The organism is Streptomyces sp. NPDC052023 (genome assembly GCF_044548465.1).
Taxonomy (GTDB): Bacteria; Actinomycetota; Actinomycetes; order Streptomycetales; family Streptomycetaceae; genus Streptomyces.
The window spans coordinates 1-18,790 of the sequence record NZ_JBIUBW010000015.1; the positions used below are offsets into that span (position 1 = coordinate 1).

Below are 18,790 nucleotides of genomic sequence, written 5' to 3' on the forward strand. Positions count from 1 at the left end.
TTCGACCCGGTCCGCAAGCAGTACTTCTTCCACCGGTTCTTCTCCCACCAGCCGGACCTCAACTACGAGAACCCGGCCGTCCAGGAGGAGATCCTGGCCGCCCTCCGCTTCTGGCTGGACCTGGGCATCGACGGTTACCGGCTCGACGCCGTGCCCTACCTGTACGCCGAGGAAGGCAGCAACTGCGAAAACCTTCCGGCAACGCACGAGTTCCTCAAGCGCGTCCGCCGCGAGATCGACGCGCTGTACCCGGACACGGTGCTGCTGGCGGAGGCCAACCAGTGGCCGGAGGACGTCGTCGACTACTTCGGCGACTACACCTCCGGCGGCGACGAATGCCACATGGCGTTCCACTTCCCCGTCATGCCGCGCATCTTCATGGCCGTGCGGCGGGAATCCCGCTACCCGGTCTCGGAGATCCTCGCCAAGACCCCGGCGATCCCCTCCAACTGCCAGTGGGGCATCTTCCTGCGCAACCATGACGAGCTCACGCTCGAGATGGTCACCGACGAAGAGCGCGACTACATGTACGCGGAGTACGCCAAGGACCCGCGCATGCGCGCCAACATCGGCATCCGGCGCCGGCTGGCTCCCCTGCTCGACAACGACCGTCACACGATCGAACTGTTCACCGCGTTGCTGCTGTCGCTCCCCGGCAGCCCGATCCTTTACTACGGCGACGAGATCGGCATGGGCGACAACATCTGGCTCGGCGACCGCGACGCGGTGCGCACGCCGATGCAGTGGACACCGGACCGCAACGCGGGCTTCTCCACCTGCGACCCGGGCCGGCTCAGCCTCCCCACGATCATGGACCCGGTCTACGGCTACCAGGTCACCAACGTCGAGGCGTCCATGGCGTCGCCCTCGTCGCTGCTGCACTGGACGCGCCGGATGATCGAGATCCGCAAGCAGAACCCCGCCTTCGGGCTCGGCTCGTACACCGAACTGCAGTCGTCGAATCCCGCGGTGCTCGCCTTCCTGCGTGAGTACGAGGACGACCTGGTGCTCTGCGTCAGCAACTTCGCCCGGTTCGCCCAGCCGACCGAGCTGGACCTGCGCGAGTTCGCGGGCCGGCACCCGGTCGAGCTGTTCGGCGGGGTGCGCTTCCCGGCCATCGGCGAACTGCCCTACCTGCTGACCCTCGGGGGCCACGGCTTCTACTGGTTCCGGCTCGTCCGAGTCGCATCTCGTATCGGCCGACGACTGTGAGCGTGCGCCGACGAAAGGAGGCGGCACCATGACGAAGACCGCATCCCTCCTGCCGAGCGACAGTGGCCTCACCGCGCCCATGTCCTCGCTCGACGGGCTGCTGCGCGAGTGGCTGCCGCGGCAGCGCTGGTTCGCCGGCAAGGACAGGCCCGTCACGGACCTGCGCCTGCTGTCGCTGACGGAACTGTTCCCGGGCTGTCTGCACCTGCTCGTGCACGCCGGTCACGCGGGAGGCCACAGCGGTCTCGCCGGGGTGCCCTCCCCCGGCGGCACCACCCCGCCCGGTGACTGCTACCAGCTGTTCCTCGGCGTCCGGCAGCATCCGTCACCGCGCCTGGGCCGGGCCCTGATCGGTCAGGCGCAGGAAGGCCCACTGGCCGGGATGACGGTCTACGACGCCCTCCAGGACCTCCGCTCGGCGCAACTGCTGCTGGAGCGTCTGCGGCGTCCGGGCACCGCGGGCCCGCTGCGTTTCGAGGCCGACCCGGCCAAGCCGGTCCCGGCCGGTCTGGTGCCCCGTGTGCTGGACGCCGAGCAGTCCAACTCCTCTCTGGTGTACGGCGACGAGTTCATCCTGAAGGTCTTCCGCCGGATCCAGCCGGGCGTCAACCCCGACCTGGAGGTGCCCGGCGCACTGGCCGGGCAGGGCTGCGAGCGGGTGCCCGCGCCGGTGGCCTGGTTCTGCACGGCCCAGCCGCAGGAGGCCACGCTCGGGGTGCTCCAGCCCTTCCTGCGCAACGCCTCCGACGGCTGGACCCTCGCCCTGCACGCGCTCGCCACCGGCAGTGACTTCACGGCCGAGGCGCATGAACTGGGGCAGGCCACGGCAGAGGTGCATCTGGCGCTGGCCGCGGCGTTCGCCGCCGACGGGCGGTCCGAGAACGGACGTACCGCGGCGGCGATGACGGAACGCCTCGACGCCGCCGCGCACAGCGTTCCGGCGCTCCGGTCGTTCGTCCCCGGGCTGCGGTCGGCGTTCAGCGCGCTGCTGACGTGCGATGCCGGGCCACCCGCTCAGCGTATCCACGGCGATCTGCATCTGGGGCAGGTGCTGCGGGCGGGCCGCGAGTGGTTCGTGATCGACTTCGAGGGCGAGCCGTCCCGTCCGCTCGCCGAACGGCGCACCGCGCAGTCCCCGGTCCGGGACATCGCGGGCATGCTGCGCTCCTTCGACTACGCGGCCCGGCAGCGCCGGCCCTGGCGTCCTCAGTGGGCGCGCCGCTGCCGGGAGGCCTACTGTGCGGGCTATGCGGCCCGAGCCGGCTGGGATCCCCGTAAGAAGCACGGCCTGCTGCGTGCTTACGAGACGGACCGAGCGGTGTACGAGGTGCTGTACGAAGCCAGGCACCGCCCGGACTGGCTCCCCGTACCCATGGCGGCGATCGAACGACTCGCCGTGAGAGGAGACTGAAAGCCGTGGCGCTGCGCGACATCTCATCCCCGGAAGCCTCCGGCCCGCTCCCGTCCGTCCGGACGCCGGGCGGGTGCGCCCCTGAGCTGGATCCGGCCGACCGGGGGCGCCTGCTGGCCGGCGCCCATCACGACCCGCACGCTCTGCTCGGTGCGCATCCCGTACCCGGCGGCATCGCCGTGCGGGCGCTGCGGCCGTTCGCGCGCGCGGTGAGCGTACTCGCCGGTGGGGAGCGCGCCGCGCTCACCTCGGAGGGCGACGGCCTGTTCTCGGCGGTACTGCCCTGGCAGACGGTCCCCGAGTACACGTTGCTGGTCGCGTACGGGGAGGACGAGCACGAGGTCCACGACCCGTACCGCTTCCTGCCCGCCCTGGGCGAGCTCGACCTGCATCTGATCAGGGAGGGGCGGCACGAGCAGCTGTGGCAGGCGCTCGGCGCCGAGCCGATGACTCATCAGGGCGTGACCGGCACCCGCTTCACGGTGTGGGCGCCGAACGCGCGCGGGGTGCGGGTCGCGGCCGACTTCTGCCACTGGGACGGGACGGCGTTCCCGATGCGCTCCCTCGGCGCCAGCGGGGTGTGGGAGCTGTTCCTGCCGGGCGTCGGCGAGGGCACCGCGTACAAGTTCGAGATCACCTCGCAGTACGGCCACCGGTTCCTCAAGGCCGACCCGATGGCGCGCCGCACCGAGGTGCCGCCGGACACGGCGTCGATCGTGACCGCCTCGCACTACGAGTGGGGCGACCGGGACTGGATGGCGCACCGCGGGGACACGCCGGTGCACCGGGCCCCCTTGTCGGTCTACGAGGTCCACCTCGCCTCCTGGCGCCCCGGGCTGACGTACCGGCAGCTGGCGGAGGAACTCCCCGCCTACGTGAAAGACCTGGGCTTCACCCATGTCGAGCTGATGCCCGTGGCCGAGCACCCCTTCGGCGGCTCCTGGGGCTACCAGGTCACCGGCTTCTACGCGCCCACCTCCCGCCTCGGCACCCCGGACGACTTCCGGTACTTCGTCGACGCCTGCCACCGGGCCGGTATCGGCGTGATCATGGACTGGGTACCGGCCCACTTCCCGAAGGACGACTGGGCGCTGGCCCGCTTCGACGGGGACCCGCTGTACGAACCCGGGAACGCGCAGCGGGCCGAGCACCCGGACTGGGGGACGTACGAGTTCGACTTCGGGCGGACCGAGGTGCGCAACTTCCTCGTCGCCAACGCCGTGTACTGGTGCGAGGAGTTCCACATCGACGGCCTGCGCGTCGACGCCGTCGCCTCGATGCTGTACCTCGACTACTCGCGGGACTCCGGCCAGTGGACGCCGAACGTCTTCGGCGGGCGTGAGGACCTGGACGCCGTGCGGTTCCTGCAGGAGATGAACGCGACCGTCTACCGGCGTGCGCCCGGTGTGGTGACGATCGCCGAGGAGTCCACCGCGTGGGGCGGGGTGACCCGGCCGACCGACAGCGGCGGCCTGGGGTTCGGGCTGAAGTGGAACATGGGCTGGATGCACGACTCGCTTCAGTACATGAGCAAGGAGCCGATCCACCGCAAGTACCACCACCACGAGATGACCTTCTCGATGATCTACGCGTACAGCGAGAACTACGTGCTGCCGATCTCGCACGACGAGGTCGTCCACGGCAAGCAGGCCCTGGTGAGCAAGATGCCCGGCGACTGGTGGCAGCGCCGCGCCAACCACCGCGCCTACCTGGGCTTCATGTGGGCCCACCCCGGCAAGCAGCTGTTGTTCATGGGGCAGGAGTTCGCCCAGGGTGGCGAGTGGTCCCAGGAGCAGGGCCCCGAGTGGTGGCTGCTCGATCCCGGCCACTGCGCTGCGGGTGATCACCGCGGGGTCCAGGACCTGGTCCGCGATCTCAACGCCCGCTACCTGGCCACGCCGGCGCTCTGGCAGCGCGACACGGATCCCGGCGGCTTCCAGTGGGTGGAGTGCAACGCGGCCGACGACAACGTCTTCGCCTTCCTGCGCTACGACGAGGAGGGCGTGCCGCTGCTGGCGATCTCCCACTTCTCCCCGGCCGTCCGGCACGACTACCGGCTCGGGGTCCCCGGCGACATCCCCGCCTGGCAGGAGGTCCTCAACACGGACGCGTCGCGGTACGGCGGCAGCGACATCACCCACCCCGACCCCGTCAAGGCGGAGGCGCATGAGTCGCACGGCCGTCCCGCGAGTATCCGGCTGACCCTGCCGCCCCTGGCCACGGTCTGGCTGCGCCCGGCCTGACGGCGGCCGCTCACGGCTTTCAGGTGTTCGAGTTGCCTTCCGGGGGCATTCGGAGACGTACGGCGGGTCCCCGCCGTCGTAGAAGGTCGTCGAAAGGCCGCGTGAGGTGCGCACCGTCGGTGTGGAGGAGGAACTCCTCCTGGTGGACCCGGAGAGTGGGGAACCGCGTGCGCGGTCGGCCGCGGTGCTGGCGCGCGCCGCGCACGACCATGCCGAGGGCTTCGTCTTCGAGAAGGAACTCCACGAGCAGATGCTGGAGTTCAACACGCACCCGCAGACGCGGATGTCGGAGCTGAGTGCGGAGATCGTCCGCTGCCGCCGGGAGGCGGCGCGCAACGCCGGGGAGATCGGCTGCTCGGTGGCGGCGCTGGCCACGTCGCCGCTGCCGGTCAAGCCCGCGGTCGGCGCGCACCACCGCTACCAGTGGATGGCGGAGCAGTACGGGATCGCCACGCAGGAGCAGCTCGTCCTGGGCTGTCATGTCCATGTGGCGGTGGAATCCGACGAGGAGGGCGTCGCGGTCGTCGACCGGGTGCGGCCGTGGCTCTCGGTGCTCGCGGCACTGAGCGCCAACTCGCCCTTCTGGCAGGGCAAGGACACCAGTTACAGCAGTTACCGCAGCCGGGTGTGGCAGCGCTGGCCGTCGGCCGGACCGACCGAGCTGTACGGCTCGGCCGCGAACTATCGCCGGCGGGTCGCGGACATGATGGCCACCGAGACCCTCCTGGACGAGGGGATGCTCTACTTCGACGCCCGGCTGTCCCGGAACTACCCCACCGTCGAGATCCGGGTCGCGGACGTCTGCCTGCACGCGGACACCGCCGTGCTGGTCGCGACGCTCGCCCGCGGGCTCGTGGAGACGGCCGCGCGCGAGTGGCGGGCCGGCCGGGGCCCGGACGAGCACAGCGTGAGCGTGCTGCGCCTCGCCGCCTGGCGGGCCGCCCGCTCGGGCCTCACGGGCGAACTGCTGCACCCGGCGGCGATGCGGCCCGCGCCCGCCGAGACGGTCGTACGTGCCCTGCTGGAGCATGTCGGCGACGCGCTCGCGGACAACGGAGACCTGGACCGCGCGAAGGAGTCCTGCGCGGATCTGCTGCGGCGCGGCAACGGAGCGCGAATCCAGCGGGAGCTGCTGGAGCGCAGGAGGAGCCTGCGGGACGTCGTCCTGGAGTGCGCGCGGCAGACCCAGGCGTGACGCCCCGCGCCTGGAGTGACGCGGGCTCGTGATGTGGCGTCGGTGGACTGTGTGCCGTCAGAGCATCAGCACCAGGCTGTACACCAGGAAGAAGGCGGCGACCAGCACCACTATGACCAGGATCAGGGTGAGCGGGGCCTTGGCCCAGCCCTTTGCCGGGTTGTGCGTGTCCCGGGGCAGGGCTCCCGGCATGCTGCTCTCCGCGGGCGGCGTCTCCCCAGGGGGTACGCCGCCGCCCGGTTCCAGCCCTGTCGAGCGGTCGGGTTCGGGATCGGGATTGGTGTGACTCATGTCCCCCGAGTCCCCCGAACCCGTCGAGATCATCAAGGCGGACGGTCCAGTTCCCGGTTCCCGGCACGAAACGGTCTGACCTGGGCTAGATTCGACCACCGTCGATAACGGTTCTCGTCGGCGAGGTCACAGCCCGTACACGTCAGGAGCAGCGCATGCGCGACTTCGCCCTCGCTCCCCCCGCAGTCCCGCCCCTGACAGGCGGTCTCGCCGACAGCATCTTCGACACGGCGGAGGCGAACCCGACCCTGCCGTTGATCGCGCGCCGCACCGGTCCCTCTACCGGCTGGGAGGAGGTCACGGCGATCGAACTGCGGGACGAGGTGGTAGACCTGGCCAGAGGGCTGGTCGCCGCCGGCATCGCGCCGGGCCACCGCGTGGCGATCATGGCCCGCACCCGGTACGAGTGGACCGTCCTCTGCCACGCCCTGTGGGCGGTGGGTGCGGAGGTCGTGCCGATCTATCCGACGTCGTCGCGCGACCAGGTCGAGTGGATCCTGCGGGACGCGGGCTGCGTGGCCGTGGTCGTCGAGGACGAGCAGGGCGTGATGACCATCGGCCCCGTGTGCGCGCGGCTGCCCGCACTACGGCACGTCTGGCAGCTGGACGCCGGCGCGCTGGAGCAACTGGCGGCGCGCGGTGAGTTCCTGCCGGCGCTCACGGTCGACTCGCTGCGCCGCATCGTGCTGCCGGACTCCACCGCCGTGATCGCCTACACCTCCGGCACGTCGGGACGGCCCCTGGGGTGCGCGCTGAGTCACCGCGGCCTCGCCGCCCCGTGCGACACGTTGCTGGCCGGCTGGGCCCACACGGCGGCGCCCCCCGGCGAGCAGGTCCGCGTCCTCGTCTTTCTGCCCTTCTCACATGTCTACGGCCTGATGATCCAGGGGCTGTGCATCCGCGGCGGGCTGCTGATGGCACACGAGCCGGACCCCAGCGCGGAGTCGCTCGCGGCGGCGCTGCAGTCCTTCCGCCCGACCTACCTCTACGCCGTCCCGTCACTCTTGGAGAAGATCTACAAGAACTTCCTGCGCGCGGCGCAACAGGCGGGCCGTGGTGCCCTGTTCGAGCGGGCCGCGGAGACGGCGCGGGCCTTCGCGGCGGCGACCGAGCGGCAGCGGCTCGGCCGGGGGCCGGGGCCCGGGTTCGAGCTGCGGATGCAACACGCGCTGTACGAGCGGACGGTGTACCGCCGGCTGCGGGCCGCGCTGGGCGGACGGATCTGCCGGGGGACCTCGGGCGGCTCGTCGCTCCACCGTGAACTGTCCCTGTTCTACGAGGGCATCGGCATCTACGTGCACGACGGCTACGGCCTCACCGAGACCAGTGGCGGGGTGACCATGCAGCCGCTGGGGCGGGAGAAGTCCGGGACGGTGGGGCAGGCCCTGCCGGGCATGGAGATCCGCCTCGCCGAGGACGGGGAGATCCTGGTGCGCGGCCCCTCCGTGTTCCAGGGCTACCTCAACGAGGAGGGGGCGACACGGGCCGCGCTGTGGGGCGGCTGGCTGGCCACCGGCGATCTGGGGCGCCTCGACTCCGAGGGCTATCTGACGATCACGGGACGCAAGAAGGACGTCATCGTCACCAGCAGCGGCAAGAGTGTCGCCCCGGCCGCGCTGGAACAGCGGCTGCGGATGCATCCGCTGATCCACCAGGCGGTCGTCGTGGGCGACGACCGGCCGTGCGTGGGTGCGCTGATCACCCTGGACCCCGACTTCCTCGCGCACTGGCGGGCGGGGCTGGCGCTGCCAGGCGACACGCCGGTCCGGGAGGCGCGCGAGGAGAACGCGCTGCGCGAGGAGATCGGGCGGGCGGTGGCGGCCGCCAACAGCGCGGTCTCGCGCCCGGAGTCGATCAGGGTCTTCCGGATACTGCCGGAGCCGTTCGACGTGGCGAACGGGCTGCTGACGCCGTCGATGAAACTGCGGCGGGACGCGATCGTGCGGCACTACGCCGGGGAGATCGACGCCATGTACCAGGCACGCTCACGCCCGCCCCGGCTCGCCACGCCGGAGGAACCGGCCGGCTGGGACGACTCCGACAGCGTGTTCCGGTAGGCCTGGTCAGCCGCCGACGTACCAGCTGAAGCCGCCGTCGGAGGCGGCGAGGGCCAGGAGCACGCCGAAGATCACCAGATCGAGGATGCCGAGGATGATTCCGGCCTTGGCCATGCCGCCGCCGCCCTTGGTGGCGGCCTGCCGCATTCCGACGGCACCGAGCACGACGGCTATCGGCCCGAGAATGACATTGAAGAGGAAGATGCCGATGATTCCGCAGGTGAGGCTCGTAATGGCCAGGCCGTTGGTGCGTGACCCGGGAGACGCGGCGGGGGTACTTCCGTAACCGGTCATCACTTTTCCTCCGAGTTCGGGATCAGGGGGATGATTCCGCTCTTCGCGTGCTTCCCGAGTGCCCGTCAATTCACAGCACAGTCACATTTGTTGGGGTCTTCGCACCGCCGCCGGGCGTGTGCGGTGGCGTATTCTTCGCGGGGACTTTCCGGGACGCGAACATTCTCTTTGCGTTCACGGGACAGCTTCCTGCTCCGGGAGGTGGTCCGGCGTTCGCGCAGGCAGGCGCCCGCTTCGGCGATCCGGGTACTTCCGACGAGGTGAGACGCGTAGGCCCCATGGGTACGGGAACCCGCAGAGTGCGACCCGAGAGACAGAAGCGCAGCCTTGCGGACGAGAGGCTGGAAAGGCGACATGGCAACCGAGCCGCGTTGGGACGGAACACTGGCTGGCCAAGGAATCCCGAGCCGGACGGCCGGCTTCCCGGGCGAGCCGCAGGACGTGACCGGCGCGCGCCTGGCCGCGGAGGGTTTCCTCCGTGACCTGGCCCGCACGGCACCGCCGGCGACCCCCGAGTCCTGGCATGACATCCTGCTGGTCGTCACGGAGCTGGCCGCGAACGCGGTCCAGTACGCCCCCGGGCCTTTCGAGCTACGGATCAGGCGGACCTTCGACGGGGTGCATGTCACCCTGCACGACACCAGCAGCACGGCACCGGCGCCCCGCCCGTTCCATCCGAACACCGGCGGTGGCGGCATCGGCTGGCATCTGATCCAGACGCTGTGCGACCAGGTGAGCGTCGTCAGCGACGATCGGGGCAAGGACGTGCACGTCTTCCTGCCCTGGTGAGGCGGGTCAGCCGGACGCCTGGGCCGGTGCGGCCCGCAGAGGCACCAGCACGCGGATGGTCTTGCCGCCCCCCGGACGGGGCTCGACGGCGATGTCCCGGGCCAGCCGGATGATCAGCGGCCAGCCGTAGCCGCTGCCGTGGTGGCCGCTGGGGAGGTCCCCGGAGCCGAAGGCCGCGGCGGGGACGGCCTCGCTGTGGTCATGGACGGCCAGGCTTACGCCGTCCGGCGTCGGCACCGCCTCGAAGCCGGCCAGCCCGCCACCGTGCCGGATGGCGTTGCTGACCAGCTCCGAGACGACCAGTTGCAGATCGATGACGTCCCGCTCGTGCGCCGTGCGGGAGGCCGAGTTCCACTCGTCGAGGACCACCGACAGGGCATGCGCCCGCGCCTCGGCCGCGGTGCGCACCGGGCCGGCCGGATGTGCGCGGCCGGGCGTAGGGTGTCCGGCGCGGACGGGGGCTGCGACGTCGGTTTTGTCCATGCGGTGTCGTCTTCCTCGGCTCTGCGCCCACTGCGGGGACTGTCGGTTGAGGTCAGGTGGTGGTCGGCTCGCGCGGCGGCAGGTTGCTGTAGTAGTCACCCACCGTCGTCAGGTAATGCGGGTCGAGCGTCTCGCTGTCGGTGCGGAAGCGCGGGGCCTCCTTGACCTCCGCGCGGGTGCAGGCCAGCGAGATCTGGCGGTGCTCGGTGTCGATGCCCGTGATCAGGCCCACCGGAACCAGGACACTCCTGCCGAACACCCAGACGCCCGTGTCGACCACCAGATGCCGCATGCCGTGCGGGTCCGCCAGCCGGTCCACGTGTCCGAGCGTGCCGTCCGTGGCGTCGACGGTGAATCCCGTCAGGTCGCGCTCCGCGACCTGGCCGGCGCCCGGTGCGTACGACCAGATTCTGTCGATGGTCACGCCGATGACTCCTCCTCCTTCGCGCATGTGCTCCACAGCTCCCACTACCCCCGGTCCCTGTCGGCATTCGGCGGGTGGCGTACTGCATGAGAAGCCGCTACGGGGGTACGCGCGCCTCGCGTCGATCGACGTGATGATCGACGTAGTTGATCGACTCAGGGGCGTGCACCGAGTGCGCCGAGCTGGGTGACCAGCCCTGGCCGTCAGCCTTGTTGGAGGTACTCGTGACAATTGCCCAGAACCCGCTGTCCGTCGAGGTCACGCTGCCGCGGGAGGACGTCGCCCTGGTGCGGGTCGAAGGTTATCTGGACGTCGACACCGCGACCGAGTTCCAGCATCACCTGGCGAACCAGTTGCACCACGGCCGGCGTCACTTCGTCCTCGATGTGTCAGAGGTGCCGTTCATGGACTCGTCCGGTATGAACATCATCCTGCGCATCTATCAGGAGACCCGCCGCAGCGGCGGCAGCGTCCACATCCTCTCGCCCACGCCGCCCGTCCAGCGGGTCCTGGACCTCACCGGCGTCAGCATCACGGTGCCGGTGTCCAAGAGTGCCGACGACGCGCTGGCGCTGATCGACGCGCAGCAGTCCTCGGAGCCGGAGGGGTGAGCCGACAGGCCTGAGCGCCGGGGCCTTCTTGCCTTCCGGCCCTTCCGGCCGGTACGCGCGGATCGCGGGCCCGGCAGGGCCGCCGTGGTCCGCCGTTCGTCTGCCTGCCGCACCCGACTGGCGCAGCGGCCACCGGCACGGTGGGATCGATTCAGGTGCAGGTGCGAAGCCGCGATCCAGGGGCACGCGCATGGCGTCGAGGCAGACCGCCCGGAACCGCGGAAGGGATGGACATCGTGACACGACCCAGGATCCTGGTGGTGGGCGCGGGCTTCGCGGGAGTGGAGTGTGTACGGCGCCTGGAGCGCCGGCTCTCCCCCGACGAGGCCGCGGTCACCCTGGTGACGCCGTTCGCCTACCAGCTCTATCTGCCGCTGCTCCCCCAGGTCGCCTCCGGCGTGCTGACGCCCCAGTCGATCGCGCTGTCCCTGCGCCGCAGCCGCCGCTATCGCACGCGGATCATCCCGGGCGGAGCGATCGGCGTGGACCTGAAGTCCAAGGTCTGCGTGATCCGCACGATCACCGACGAGATCGTCAACGTGCCGTACGACTACATCGTGCTGGCGCCCGGCAGCATCACCCGGACCTTCGACATCCCGGGGCTGGTCGACAACGCCTTCGGGATGAAGACGCTGGCGGAGGCCGCCTATGTCCGTGACCACGTCATCTCGCAGCTCGACCTCGCCGACGCCAGTCACGATCCGGCCGAGCGTGCCGCACGGCTGCAGTTCGTCGTGGTGGGCGGCGGTTACGCCGGCACCGAGACGGCGGCCTGTCTGCAGCGTCTGACGAGCAACGCGGTCAAGCGCTATCCCCGGCTGGACCCGCGCCTGATCAAGTGGCATCTGATCGACATCGCGCCCAAGCTGATGCCCGAGCTGGGCGAGAAGCTCGGCCGCAGCGCCCAGGAGGTGCTGCGCAGGCGCGGGATCGAGATCTCGCTCGGTGTCTCGATCGAGAAGGCGGGCCCGCACGAGGTGACCTTCACGGACGGCCGGGTGGTGCCCACGCGCACGCTGATCTGGACGGCGGGCGTCGTCGCCAGTCCGCTCATCGCCACGCTGGGCGCGGAGACCGTACGGGGACGGCTCGCGGTCACCTCGGAGATGAGCCTGCCGGGCCACGACGGGGTGTTCGCGCTGGGCGACGCGGCGGCGGTGCCCGACGAGGCGAAGAACGAGAAGGGTGCGGTCTGCCCGCCGACCGCCCAGCACGCGATGCGGCAGGGCAAGAAGGTCGCCGACAACGTCATCGCGACGCTGCGGAACCAGCCGATGCAGCCGTACGTGCACAAGGACCTCGGCCTGGTCGTCGACCTCGGCGGGCGCGACGCGGTCTCCAAGCCCCTGGGCATCGAGCTGCGCGGCCTGCCCGCCCAGGCGGTCGCCCGCGGCTACCACTGGTCGGCGCTGCGCACCAACGTCGCCAAGACCCGCGTCATGACCAACTGGCTGCTCAACGCGGCAGCCGGCGACGATTTCGTCCGCACCGGCTTCCAGGCCCGCCGCCCGGCCAAGCTGACGGACTCGGAGTACACGCACTCGTACCTGTCACCGGAGCAGGTCCGGGCCCAGGTGGAGGGGCCTGCGGCACAGGGCTGAGGCGACACGCGGGCCCGCACCTGGATGCCGGGCGGCATCGGGTGCGGGCCTGCCGCGTGCGCCGCTGCGCAGCAGCGCGCCGGGAGGCGGGGCGCCGACGTTGACGCCCGGCCGCGGTGGCGCATCGACGGAACGCCCCGGGCCGCGATGGTCACGATCGACCCCACGGTCCTACCCGGGACACCGGCCGAGAGGCACCACCTGCGGACCCGGCCCCCGAACAGGCCTGGTGCCACGGCCGAGCCCGGGCCCCACATCGCTGCGAGACCCGGGCCGGGTGGCTGTGGGGATCAGGGGGCGCTGGAGCCGGGCGGGGTCGGGCGGGTGCCGAGGGCCTCGTCGCGGACCCGGGCGCAGCTACGGCTGATGAGGCGGGAGACGTGCATCTGCGAGATGCCGAGCCGGTCGGCGATGCGGCTCTGCGTCATGTCCTCGAAGAAGCGCATGTAGAGGATGGCCCGCTCACGCTCCGGCAGATTGCGCAGGCTCTGCTTGGCGGACTCCCGGTCGACCACCACGTCGTACGAGCCGTCCGGCGCGCCGAGGGTGTCCGCGAGGCTGTAGCCCTCGTCGTCGGAGGTGAGCTCGGCGTCCAGGGAGAGGGTGCTGAAGCTCTCCAGCGCCTCCACGCCGGTGGCGACCTCTTCCTCCGTGAGCCCGGTGTGCGCGGCGATCTCCGCGACGGTGGGTTCCGGCGCGCCCGGATTCTGGGTCAGCTCCCGGCGGGCGAGCCGGACCTTGTTGCGCAGTTCCTGCACACGCCGCGGCACGCGCAGCGCCCACATCCGGTCCCGGAAATGCCGCTTGACCTCTCCGGTGATGGTGGGCACGGCGTAACTCTCGAAGGCTCCACGGGAAGGGTCGTACCGGTCGATCGCCTTGACCAGCCCCAGCGCCGCCACCTGCTTGAGGTCCTCCAGGGACTCGCCCCGGTCACGGAACCGGCCGGCGATGCGGTGGGCCATGGGCAGCCAGGCGGTGACGAGTTCGTCCCGCAGGGCGTCCCTCTCGGGCCCGTCCTGGAGCGTGTGCAGGCGGGCGAAGAGGTCGGCGGTCGCGGGAGCGTCGTCGTGGCGCCGCCGGGCTTGGGCGGGCACCGTGGAGGAGTCGGGGGTGCCGGGACGGCTGGTCGACATGTCGATGAGCATGCGGAATCGCTCCTGAACGGTCTTTTCAGGGACTTCAGGGACTGTCCGCGGGAAGGGTGCCGGCCCCGATCACCCGGAGGCCCCCGGAGCGCGTACCGCTCCCCGCTGGCGCGCCTCCGGTCCGAAGCACGAAAATGCGTCTGCCCGGGCGCCGGAGGAACAAACTCCGGGCATCCGAGGGTCTCTCAGAAAACGGGTACCGCCGCGGTGATGCGCTTGCCGCCGGTGGGCAGATCGGCCACCCGGACGTCGCACGCCAGCCGGCAGACGATCGGCCAGCCGCGCCCGCCGACCCGGCGGCGCCCCTGCTCGTCCACCGGCGCCACGGCCACCGGCAGCCGGTCGCTGCGGTCGCTCACCGAGACCCGCACCTCGTGGCCGACGACGTCGACGTCGACTCCGGTGACGCCACCGCCGTGCAGAATGGCGTTGGTGGTCAGCTCCGATGCCACGAGGAGGGCGTCCGAGAGCCCTCCCTCGTCACACGGGGTACCGGTGTCCCGGCACCGGCAGGCCACCGCGTGCCGTATCGCCCGGCGCACATCGGCCGGTCGGCTCATCCCACTTCGGCAGGCCCGGGCCTGGTCGGCCGGTTCACCTGCGGGCTCGATCCACTCCTGCGCGCTCACTTCTCAGCTCCCTGACTGATCGACTGGCAGAGCAACCACTGAGTCGAAGAACGGGTCTGTCCGGCGCTGCCCTCATAGGTCGGCTCACCCCGCTTGGGCACACCAAACCCACCTTCCCGCCATTGATGCCGGACAGGGGGGTAGGTGGAATACATGACCGATGTCGTGGACTCAGACGAGCTGTTGCGGCGCATCCAGCGCGGCAGGGCCTGCGCGGAGCAGGAGGAACGCGCCTGGCGCGAGCGCAGCGAGGCCCTGGAACCGACCGATCCGGCCGGAGCCCGAGAGGCTGCGGTACGGCGGCTGACCTACGAGGCGGTGCTCAGGGTGCTGGACGAGATCCTGACCCCCGGCCGGCACGCCGAGGTGGGCTGACCGGGCTGCCGGACCGGCGGCCCGGGTGCCGGGAGAGGGCGCGCTGGTCACCAGCCCGGCGCCGTACGGCTGTTGGGCGGCGCGCTCACGCTTGGGGCGACGCGCTTCGACGGGTAGCGGAAGTCGCCTGCCGGACCCGGCCCGCAGAAGTCGACGGGCTCGCACTCAGCGGCTGCCGGCAGGCTGCGCGAGCACCGGCGGAATCTGCCCCGGGGGGGCGCGGGGCCAGGACGTGAAACGAGTCACGTGGCCCGCTTACGGGTGAGTAATCTGGTGCGAGATGGTTTATCGTTCATACATAAGTGGTGACGGGGTCGACGACCTCCTCCTCCGCCACCACCCTTGACGGCCCTGGCTGGCTTCCCCCGTCCAGCCAGGGCTTTTCCATGCGCCGAGGTGCCCGGTGGGCCCGCAGCGGCTGAAATGGGCATAGGTACCGCACCGGGTCCGTTCCGCCGGCGAGGAGCTTTGCGCCATGACCAAAGCGACGAAACTGCTGACCGCCCTGCCCCCGCCACAGCGACAGCGCCTGATGACGCTCGCACGGGAGGTGTCCTTCCCCGAGGACTCACGGATCTTCGAGGCGGGCGGCGTGGCCGACCGCTTCTGGGTGATCCGCTCGGGCGCGGTCTCCCTCGACCAGCAGGTGACGTCCGCGCAGCGGGTGACCGTCGCCAGCCTCGGCGCCGGCGACCTGCTGGGCTGGTCCTGGCTGTTCCCACCGCACCGGTGGGACTTCGGCGCCGAGGCCTTCAGCCCGGTACGCGCCTACGAGTTCGAGGCGCAGCCGGTGCTGGAGCTGTGCGAACAGGATCCGCAGCTCGGCATGTCCCTGGTCCGCATCGTCGCCGAGATCCTGGCGCACCGGCTGGAGACGACCCGCGGCCAGCTGATGGAGCAGTACACCATGCGCCGGCGGAGCGGCATCTAGAGGGCCCGCGCGTCACACGCGGTAGCGCCGCAGGTCCGGCATCGCGGCGGCCAGGGCCAGCATCACGGCGACGACCAGCAGGCCGCCGCCCACGACGGCCGCGCGGGCGCCGAAGGCCGAGCCGGCGGTGCCGTGCAGCACGTCGGCCAGGCGTGGGCCGCCCGCGACCACGACCGTGAAGACCCCCTGCATCCGGCCGCGCATCTCGTCCGTCGCGGCGGACAGCAGGATCGCACCGCGGAACACCATCGAGACCATGTCGGCGACGCCGGCGGCGGCCAGGAAGGCCACCGCGACCCACAGGCTGGTGCTCAGCCCGAACCCGGTGACGGCCAGGCCCCAGGCGACGACCGCGCCGATCACCATCCAGCCGTGCCGCCGGGCCCGCGAGAAGGTGCCGGAGAAGAGTCCGCCCACCACGGCGCCGATCGGGATCGCCGCGAAGAGCAGGCCGAGGGCGAGACCCTCGCCGTACGGGGCGAACGTCTCGGCGGCGAGCTGCGGGAACAGGGCGCGGGGCATGCCGAGGACCATGGCGACGATGTCGGCGAGGAAGGACAGCAGCAGCACCTTGTGCAGCGCGATGTAGCGGAAGCCCGCCGCGATCTCCCGCACCCCGGCGCGCCGCGCCACCGTGGACGCGAGCGGCGGCAGCGAGGGCAGCCGCAGCACGGCCCAGACGGCGACGCACAGGGCGACGGCGTCCAGGAGATACAGCTCGGGCAGGCCGATGACGGGGATGAGGGCTCCGGCGAGCAGCGGCCCGGCGACCAGGCCGGTCTGCATGACCGTCGAGCCGAGGGCATTGGCGGCGGCCAGTTCGTGCTCGGGGACGAGCCGGGCGATGGAGGCGCTGCGGGCCGGGGCGTTCAGGCCGAAGAAGGCCTGCTGGGCGGCGAGCAGGACCATCAGCACGGTGACGGAGCCGAGCCCGGTCGCGGCCTGGAGCCAGAACAGCACGGAGGTGACGGCGATGCCGCTGTTGGTGAGCAGCAGCAGCTTGCGGCGATCCATGCTGTCAGCGATTGCTCCACCCCAGAGCGCGAACACCACCAGCGGAAGCAGGCCTGCCAGGCTCGCGTAACCGACCCAGGCGGAGGAGCCGGTGATGTCGTAGATCTGCTTGGGCACGGCGACCGCGGTCAGCTGGCTGCCGACGGCCGTGACGATGGTCGAGGCCCACAGCCTGCGATAGGCCGGGCGGCGCAGGGGACGGGTGTCCATCGCCCAGCGCCGCCAGCCGCGGCGGGGCGGCTCGGCGGGGGCGGGATCGTCGGTGGGGTGCTCTGTGCTGCTCTCGCTGGTGTCCACGCGCTTCCCGTTGCTCGTTACATCTTTCGAATCCGGGGATCACTATCGCAGGCGGGTGGGAGCGCTCTCGTCCGGCTCCCCCCGGCGAGCGCGACGCCTCAGGACCTGTGCCTTCCGCGGCGGCGGGCTCAGCTGCCGGCGACGAGCGTGACGCCGAGGACGATCATGGTCGTCGCGACCAGCCCGTCCAGCACCCGCCAGGCCGCCGGCTTCGCGAGCCAGCGGCCGAGCAGCCGTGCCCCGAAGCCCAGCGCGGCGAACCAGCAGAGGCTGGCGGTGGCGGCGCCGATCCCGAACGTCCAGCGCAACGGCCCCTGATCGGCGGCGATCGAGCCCAGCAGGAAGACGGTGTCGAGGTAGACGTGCGGGTTGAGCCAGGTCATCGCCAGGCAGGTGAGCACCGCCCGCCGGCGCGAGCCGGCCGTGTCGCCCTCCGTGCGCAGCGCCCCCTGGGGCCTGACGACCCGGCGGGCGGCCAGGAGGCCGTAGCAGAGCAGGAACGCGCCGCCGATCCAGCCCACCGCTTTCAGCGCGCCCGGCCATGCCACCACCACCGCGCCGACCCCGCCGACCCCGAGGGCGATCAGGGCGGCGTCGGAGAGCGCGCAGATGCCGACCACGGCGAGGACGGCCTCGCGGCGGACCCCCTGACGCAGCACGAAGGCGTTCTGGGCGCCGATGGCGACGATGAGCGAGAGGCCGGTGCCGAATCCGGCGGCCGCGGTGGACAGGGCTTGGGACATGCCTTCGACGCTACGGAAACGATCACTCGGCGTACAGCTAAAGATTCTTACGTACCCTTAACCCAGCTAATGCCGGTGCGGCGGTGTGCGATGAACGGGCGCGGTGATGACGGAGCTTCCTCTGGACCAGGTGCGGACCCTGCTGGCGGTCGTCGACGAGGGCACCTTCGAGGCGGCCGCCGCCGCGCTGCATGTGACACCGTCGGCGGTCAGTCAGCGCGTGAAGGCGCTGGAGCAGCGCACGGGCCGGATCCTGCTGATGCGCACGAAGCCGGTACGCCCCACGGAGTCCGGCGAGATCGTGGTCCGGCTGGCGCGGCAGCTGGGCCGGCTGGAACGGGACGCGCGCGCCGAACTCGGCATGAGCGGCACCACAGAGGCGACCCGGGTGTCCGTCGCGGTGAACTCCGACTCGCTCGCGACCTGGTTCCTGCCGGCGCTCAGCCGCGTCCCCGAGGAGCTGCGGCTCTGCTTCGAGCTGCGCCGCGAGGACCAGGACCACACGGCGGCCCTGCTGCGCGAGGGTCTGGTGATGGCCGCGGTGACCTCGTCCTCCGTGCCCGTGACGGGCTGCTCCGTGCGTGCGCTCGGCGTCATGCGGTACGTCGCCGCGGCCCGCCCCGACTTCGCCGCACGGCATCTGGACGGGCCGCTGCGCGAGCGGCTCCCGGACGCGCCGGTCGTGGTCTTCGACCGCCGGGACGACCTCCAGGACGCGTTCGTCCGCCGGCTGCGGCGCGGCGGCGGCGCGAGCGCGGTACGGCACTCCGTGCCCACCTCGGACGGCTTCGCCGAGGCGGTGGCGGCCGGCCTCGGGTGGGGGCTGGTCCCGGAGGTCCAGGCGGAACCGCTGCTGGCCGCGGGCCGCCTGATCCACCTGGCGCCCGACCGGGCGGTGGACGTGCCGCTGTACTGGCAGCAGTGGAAGCTGGACTCCCCCGCGCTGGCGGCGGTGGCGCAGGCCGTGACGGCGACGGCCGCGGAGTCCCTGCGTCCGCGGTGACCGGGGGGTGTCTCCGGCGGAAGGCCCCTCAGTGGCCGT

General features: G+C 71.4%; 19 protein-coding genes. 11 read left to right on the forward strand and 8 right to left on the reverse strand.

Annotated elements, in window-relative coordinates; genetic code table 11:
- The 4 genes from treS to ACIHCM_RS26075 all read left to right on the forward strand — a co-directional run.
- Positions 1-1,212, forward strand: a 1,212-nt coding sequence (gene treS, locus ACIHCM_RS26060; RefSeq protein ID WP_399900358.1) for a maltose alpha-D-glucosyltransferase, incomplete at its 5' end; no start/stop codon positions are given.
- A gap of 28 nt (positions 1,213-1,240) precedes the next feature.
- Entirely contained in the window at positions 1,241-2,623 is a 1,383-nt protein-coding gene (locus tag ACIHCM_RS26065; protein WP_399900361.1) for a maltokinase, read from the forward strand.
- Positions 2,624-2,628: 5 nt separating this feature from the next.
- A complete protein-coding gene (gene glgB, locus ACIHCM_RS26070; RefSeq protein WP_399900364.1) occupies positions 2,629-4,866 on the forward strand; it encodes a 1,4-alpha-glucan branching enzyme in 2,238 nt (745 codons plus the stop codon).
- Between the two features lie 106 nt (positions 4,867-4,972).
- Positions 4,973-6,061, forward strand: coding sequence for a glutamate--cysteine ligase (locus tag ACIHCM_RS26075; RefSeq protein WP_399900367.1), 1,089 nt, complete (start codon positions 4,973-4,975; stop codon positions 6,059-6,061).
- 57 nt (positions 6,062-6,118) lie between these two features.
- Here ACIHCM_RS26075 and ACIHCM_RS26080 read toward each other — a convergent pair whose 3' ends face one another.
- The gene (locus ACIHCM_RS26080) at positions 6,119-6,352 is read right to left on the reverse strand and encodes a DUF6480 family protein (protein ID WP_399900369.1); all 234 of its coding nucleotides are present in this window, start codon (positions 6,350-6,352) and stop codon (positions 6,119-6,121) included.
- Between the two features lie 155 nt (positions 6,353-6,507).
- Here ACIHCM_RS26080 and ACIHCM_RS26085 point away from each other — a divergent pair, with 155 nt between their 5' ends.
- Positions 6,508-8,409, forward strand: a complete 1,902-nt coding sequence (locus ACIHCM_RS26085) for an AMP-dependent synthetase/ligase (protein WP_399900372.1) — start codon at positions 6,508-6,510, stop codon at positions 8,407-8,409.
- A gap of 6 nt (positions 8,410-8,415) precedes the next feature.
- On the opposite strand, the gene ACIHCM_RS26090 is transcribed toward ACIHCM_RS26085, so the two are convergent.
- Entirely contained in the window at positions 8,416-8,703 is a 288-nt protein-coding gene (locus ACIHCM_RS26090) for a DUF4190 domain-containing protein (protein WP_399900375.1), read from the reverse strand.
- 354 nt (positions 8,704-9,057) lie between these two features.
- On the opposite strand from ACIHCM_RS26090, the gene ACIHCM_RS26095 reads away from it, so the two are divergent.
- The gene (locus tag ACIHCM_RS26095) at positions 9,058-9,492 is read left to right on the forward strand and encodes an ATP-binding protein (protein WP_399900378.1); all 435 of its coding nucleotides are present in this window, start codon (positions 9,058-9,060) and stop codon (positions 9,490-9,492) included.
- 6 nt (positions 9,493-9,498) lie between these two features.
- Here the strand turns inward: ACIHCM_RS26095 and ACIHCM_RS26100 are convergent, their stop codons facing one another.
- Positions 9,499-9,975 carry an ATP-binding protein gene (locus tag ACIHCM_RS26100; RefSeq protein WP_399900380.1) on the reverse strand — a complete coding sequence of 159 codons (477 nt, stop codon included), beginning with the start codon at positions 9,973-9,975 and terminating at the stop codon, positions 9,499-9,501.
- 52 nt (positions 9,976-10,027) lie between these two features.
- The gene (locus tag ACIHCM_RS26105) at positions 10,028-10,399 is read right to left on the reverse strand and encodes a PRC-barrel domain containing protein (protein WP_399900383.1); all 372 of its coding nucleotides are present in this window, start codon (positions 10,397-10,399) and stop codon (positions 10,028-10,030) included.
- Positions 10,400-10,623: 224 nt separating this feature from the next.
- Here ACIHCM_RS26105 and ACIHCM_RS26110 point away from each other — a divergent pair, with 224 nt between their 5' ends.
- Positions 10,624-11,010: an STAS domain-containing protein gene (locus ACIHCM_RS26110; RefSeq protein ID WP_399900386.1), complete on the forward strand. Its 387-nt coding sequence runs from the start codon at positions 10,624-10,626 to the stop codon at positions 11,008-11,010.
- 227 nt (positions 11,011-11,237) lie between these two features.
- Positions 11,238-12,611, forward strand: coding sequence for an NAD(P)/FAD-dependent oxidoreductase (locus ACIHCM_RS26115; RefSeq protein WP_399900389.1), 1,374 nt, complete (start codon positions 11,238-11,240; stop codon positions 12,609-12,611).
- Between the two features lie 290 nt (positions 12,612-12,901).
- Here the strand turns inward: ACIHCM_RS26115 and ACIHCM_RS26120 are convergent, their stop codons facing one another.
- The gene (locus ACIHCM_RS26120; protein ID WP_399900391.1) at positions 12,902-13,759 is read right to left on the reverse strand and encodes a SigB/SigF/SigG family RNA polymerase sigma factor; all 858 of its coding nucleotides are present in this window, start codon (positions 13,757-13,759) and stop codon (positions 12,902-12,904) included.
- 185 nt (positions 13,760-13,944) lie between these two features.
- Positions 13,945-14,319 (reverse strand): ATP-binding protein, encoded by a 375-nt coding sequence (locus tag ACIHCM_RS26125; RefSeq protein WP_399900834.1) that lies wholly within the window; start codon positions 14,317-14,319, stop codon positions 13,945-13,947.
- A 222-nt stretch (positions 14,320-14,541) separates the two neighbouring features.
- On the opposite strand from ACIHCM_RS26125, the gene ACIHCM_RS26130 reads away from it, so the two are divergent.
- Positions 14,542-14,763, forward strand: coding sequence for a hypothetical protein (locus ACIHCM_RS26130; RefSeq protein ID WP_393111041.1), 222 nt, complete (start codon positions 14,542-14,544; stop codon positions 14,761-14,763).
- A 475-nt stretch (positions 14,764-15,238) separates the two neighbouring features.
- A complete protein-coding gene (locus tag ACIHCM_RS26135; RefSeq protein ID WP_399900395.1) occupies positions 15,239-15,694 on the forward strand; it encodes a cyclic nucleotide-binding domain-containing protein in 456 nt (151 codons plus the stop codon).
- 12 nt (positions 15,695-15,706) lie between these two features.
- Here the strand turns inward: ACIHCM_RS26135 and ACIHCM_RS26140 are convergent, their stop codons facing one another.
- On the reverse strand, positions 15,707-17,005 hold the full coding sequence (locus ACIHCM_RS26140) for an MFS transporter (protein ID WP_399900398.1): 1,299 nt from the start codon (positions 17,003-17,005) through the stop codon (positions 15,707-15,709).
- A 128-nt stretch (positions 17,006-17,133) separates the two neighbouring features.
- A complete protein-coding gene (locus tag ACIHCM_RS26145) occupies positions 17,134-17,748 on the reverse strand; it encodes a LysE/ArgO family amino acid transporter (RefSeq protein WP_399900400.1) in 615 nt (204 codons plus the stop codon).
- Between the two features lie 106 nt (positions 17,749-17,854).
- On the opposite strand from ACIHCM_RS26145, the gene ACIHCM_RS26150 reads away from it, so the two are divergent.
- Positions 17,855-18,751 carry a LysR family transcriptional regulator ArgP gene (locus ACIHCM_RS26150; RefSeq protein WP_399900403.1) on the forward strand — a complete coding sequence of 299 codons (897 nt, stop codon included), beginning with the start codon at positions 17,855-17,857 and terminating at the stop codon, positions 18,749-18,751.
- Positions 18,752-18,790 lie beyond the last annotated feature (39 nt).

Bases quoted from the DNA above. Each gene is read 5' to 3' on its own strand.
- ACIHCM_RS26065 (WP_399900361.1), top strand. From the start codon at position 1,241: ATGACGAAGACCGCATCCCTCCTGCCGAGCGACAGTGGCCTCACCGCG.
- ACIHCM_RS26085 (WP_399900372.1), top strand. From the start codon at position 6,508: ATGCGCGACTTCGCCCTCGCTCCCCCCGCAGTCCCGCCCCTGACAGGC.
- ACIHCM_RS26080 (WP_399900369.1), bottom strand. From the start codon at position 6,352: ATGAGTCACACCAATCCCGATCCCGAACCCGACCGCTCGACAGGGCTG.
- ACIHCM_RS26120 (WP_399900391.1), bottom strand. From the start codon at position 13,759: ATGCTCATCGACATGTCGACCAGCCGTCCCGGCACCCCCGACTCCTCC.
- ACIHCM_RS26145 (WP_399900400.1), bottom strand. From the start codon at position 17,748: ATGTCCCAAGCCCTGTCCACCGCGGCCGCCGGATTCGGCACCGGCCTC.
- ACIHCM_RS26100 (WP_399900380.1), bottom strand. From the start codon at position 9,975: ATGGACAAAACCGACGTCGCAGCCCCCGTCCGCGCCGGACACCCTACG.
- ACIHCM_RS26135 (WP_399900395.1), top strand. From the start codon at position 15,239: ATGACCAAAGCGACGAAACTGCTGACCGCCCTGCCCCCGCCACAGCGA.
- ACIHCM_RS26150 (WP_399900403.1), top strand. From the start codon at position 17,855: ATGACGGAGCTTCCTCTGGACCAGGTGCGGACCCTGCTGGCGGTCGTC.
- ACIHCM_RS26115 (WP_399900389.1), top strand. From the start codon at position 11,238: ATGGACATCGTGACACGACCCAGGATCCTGGTGGTGGGCGCGGGCTTC.
- ACIHCM_RS26095 (WP_399900378.1), top strand. From the start codon at position 9,058: ATGGCAACCGAGCCGCGTTGGGACGGAACACTGGCTGGCCAAGGAATC.
- ACIHCM_RS26090 (WP_399900375.1), bottom strand. From the start codon at position 8,703: ATGACCGGTTACGGAAGTACCCCCGCCGCGTCTCCCGGGTCACGCACC.
- ACIHCM_RS26125 (WP_399900834.1), bottom strand. From the start codon at position 14,319: ATGAGCCGACCGGCCGATGTGCGCCGGGCGATACGGCACGCGGTGGCC.
- ACIHCM_RS26130 (WP_393111041.1), top strand. From the start codon at position 14,542: ATGACCGATGTCGTGGACTCAGACGAGCTGTTGCGGCGCATCCAGCGC.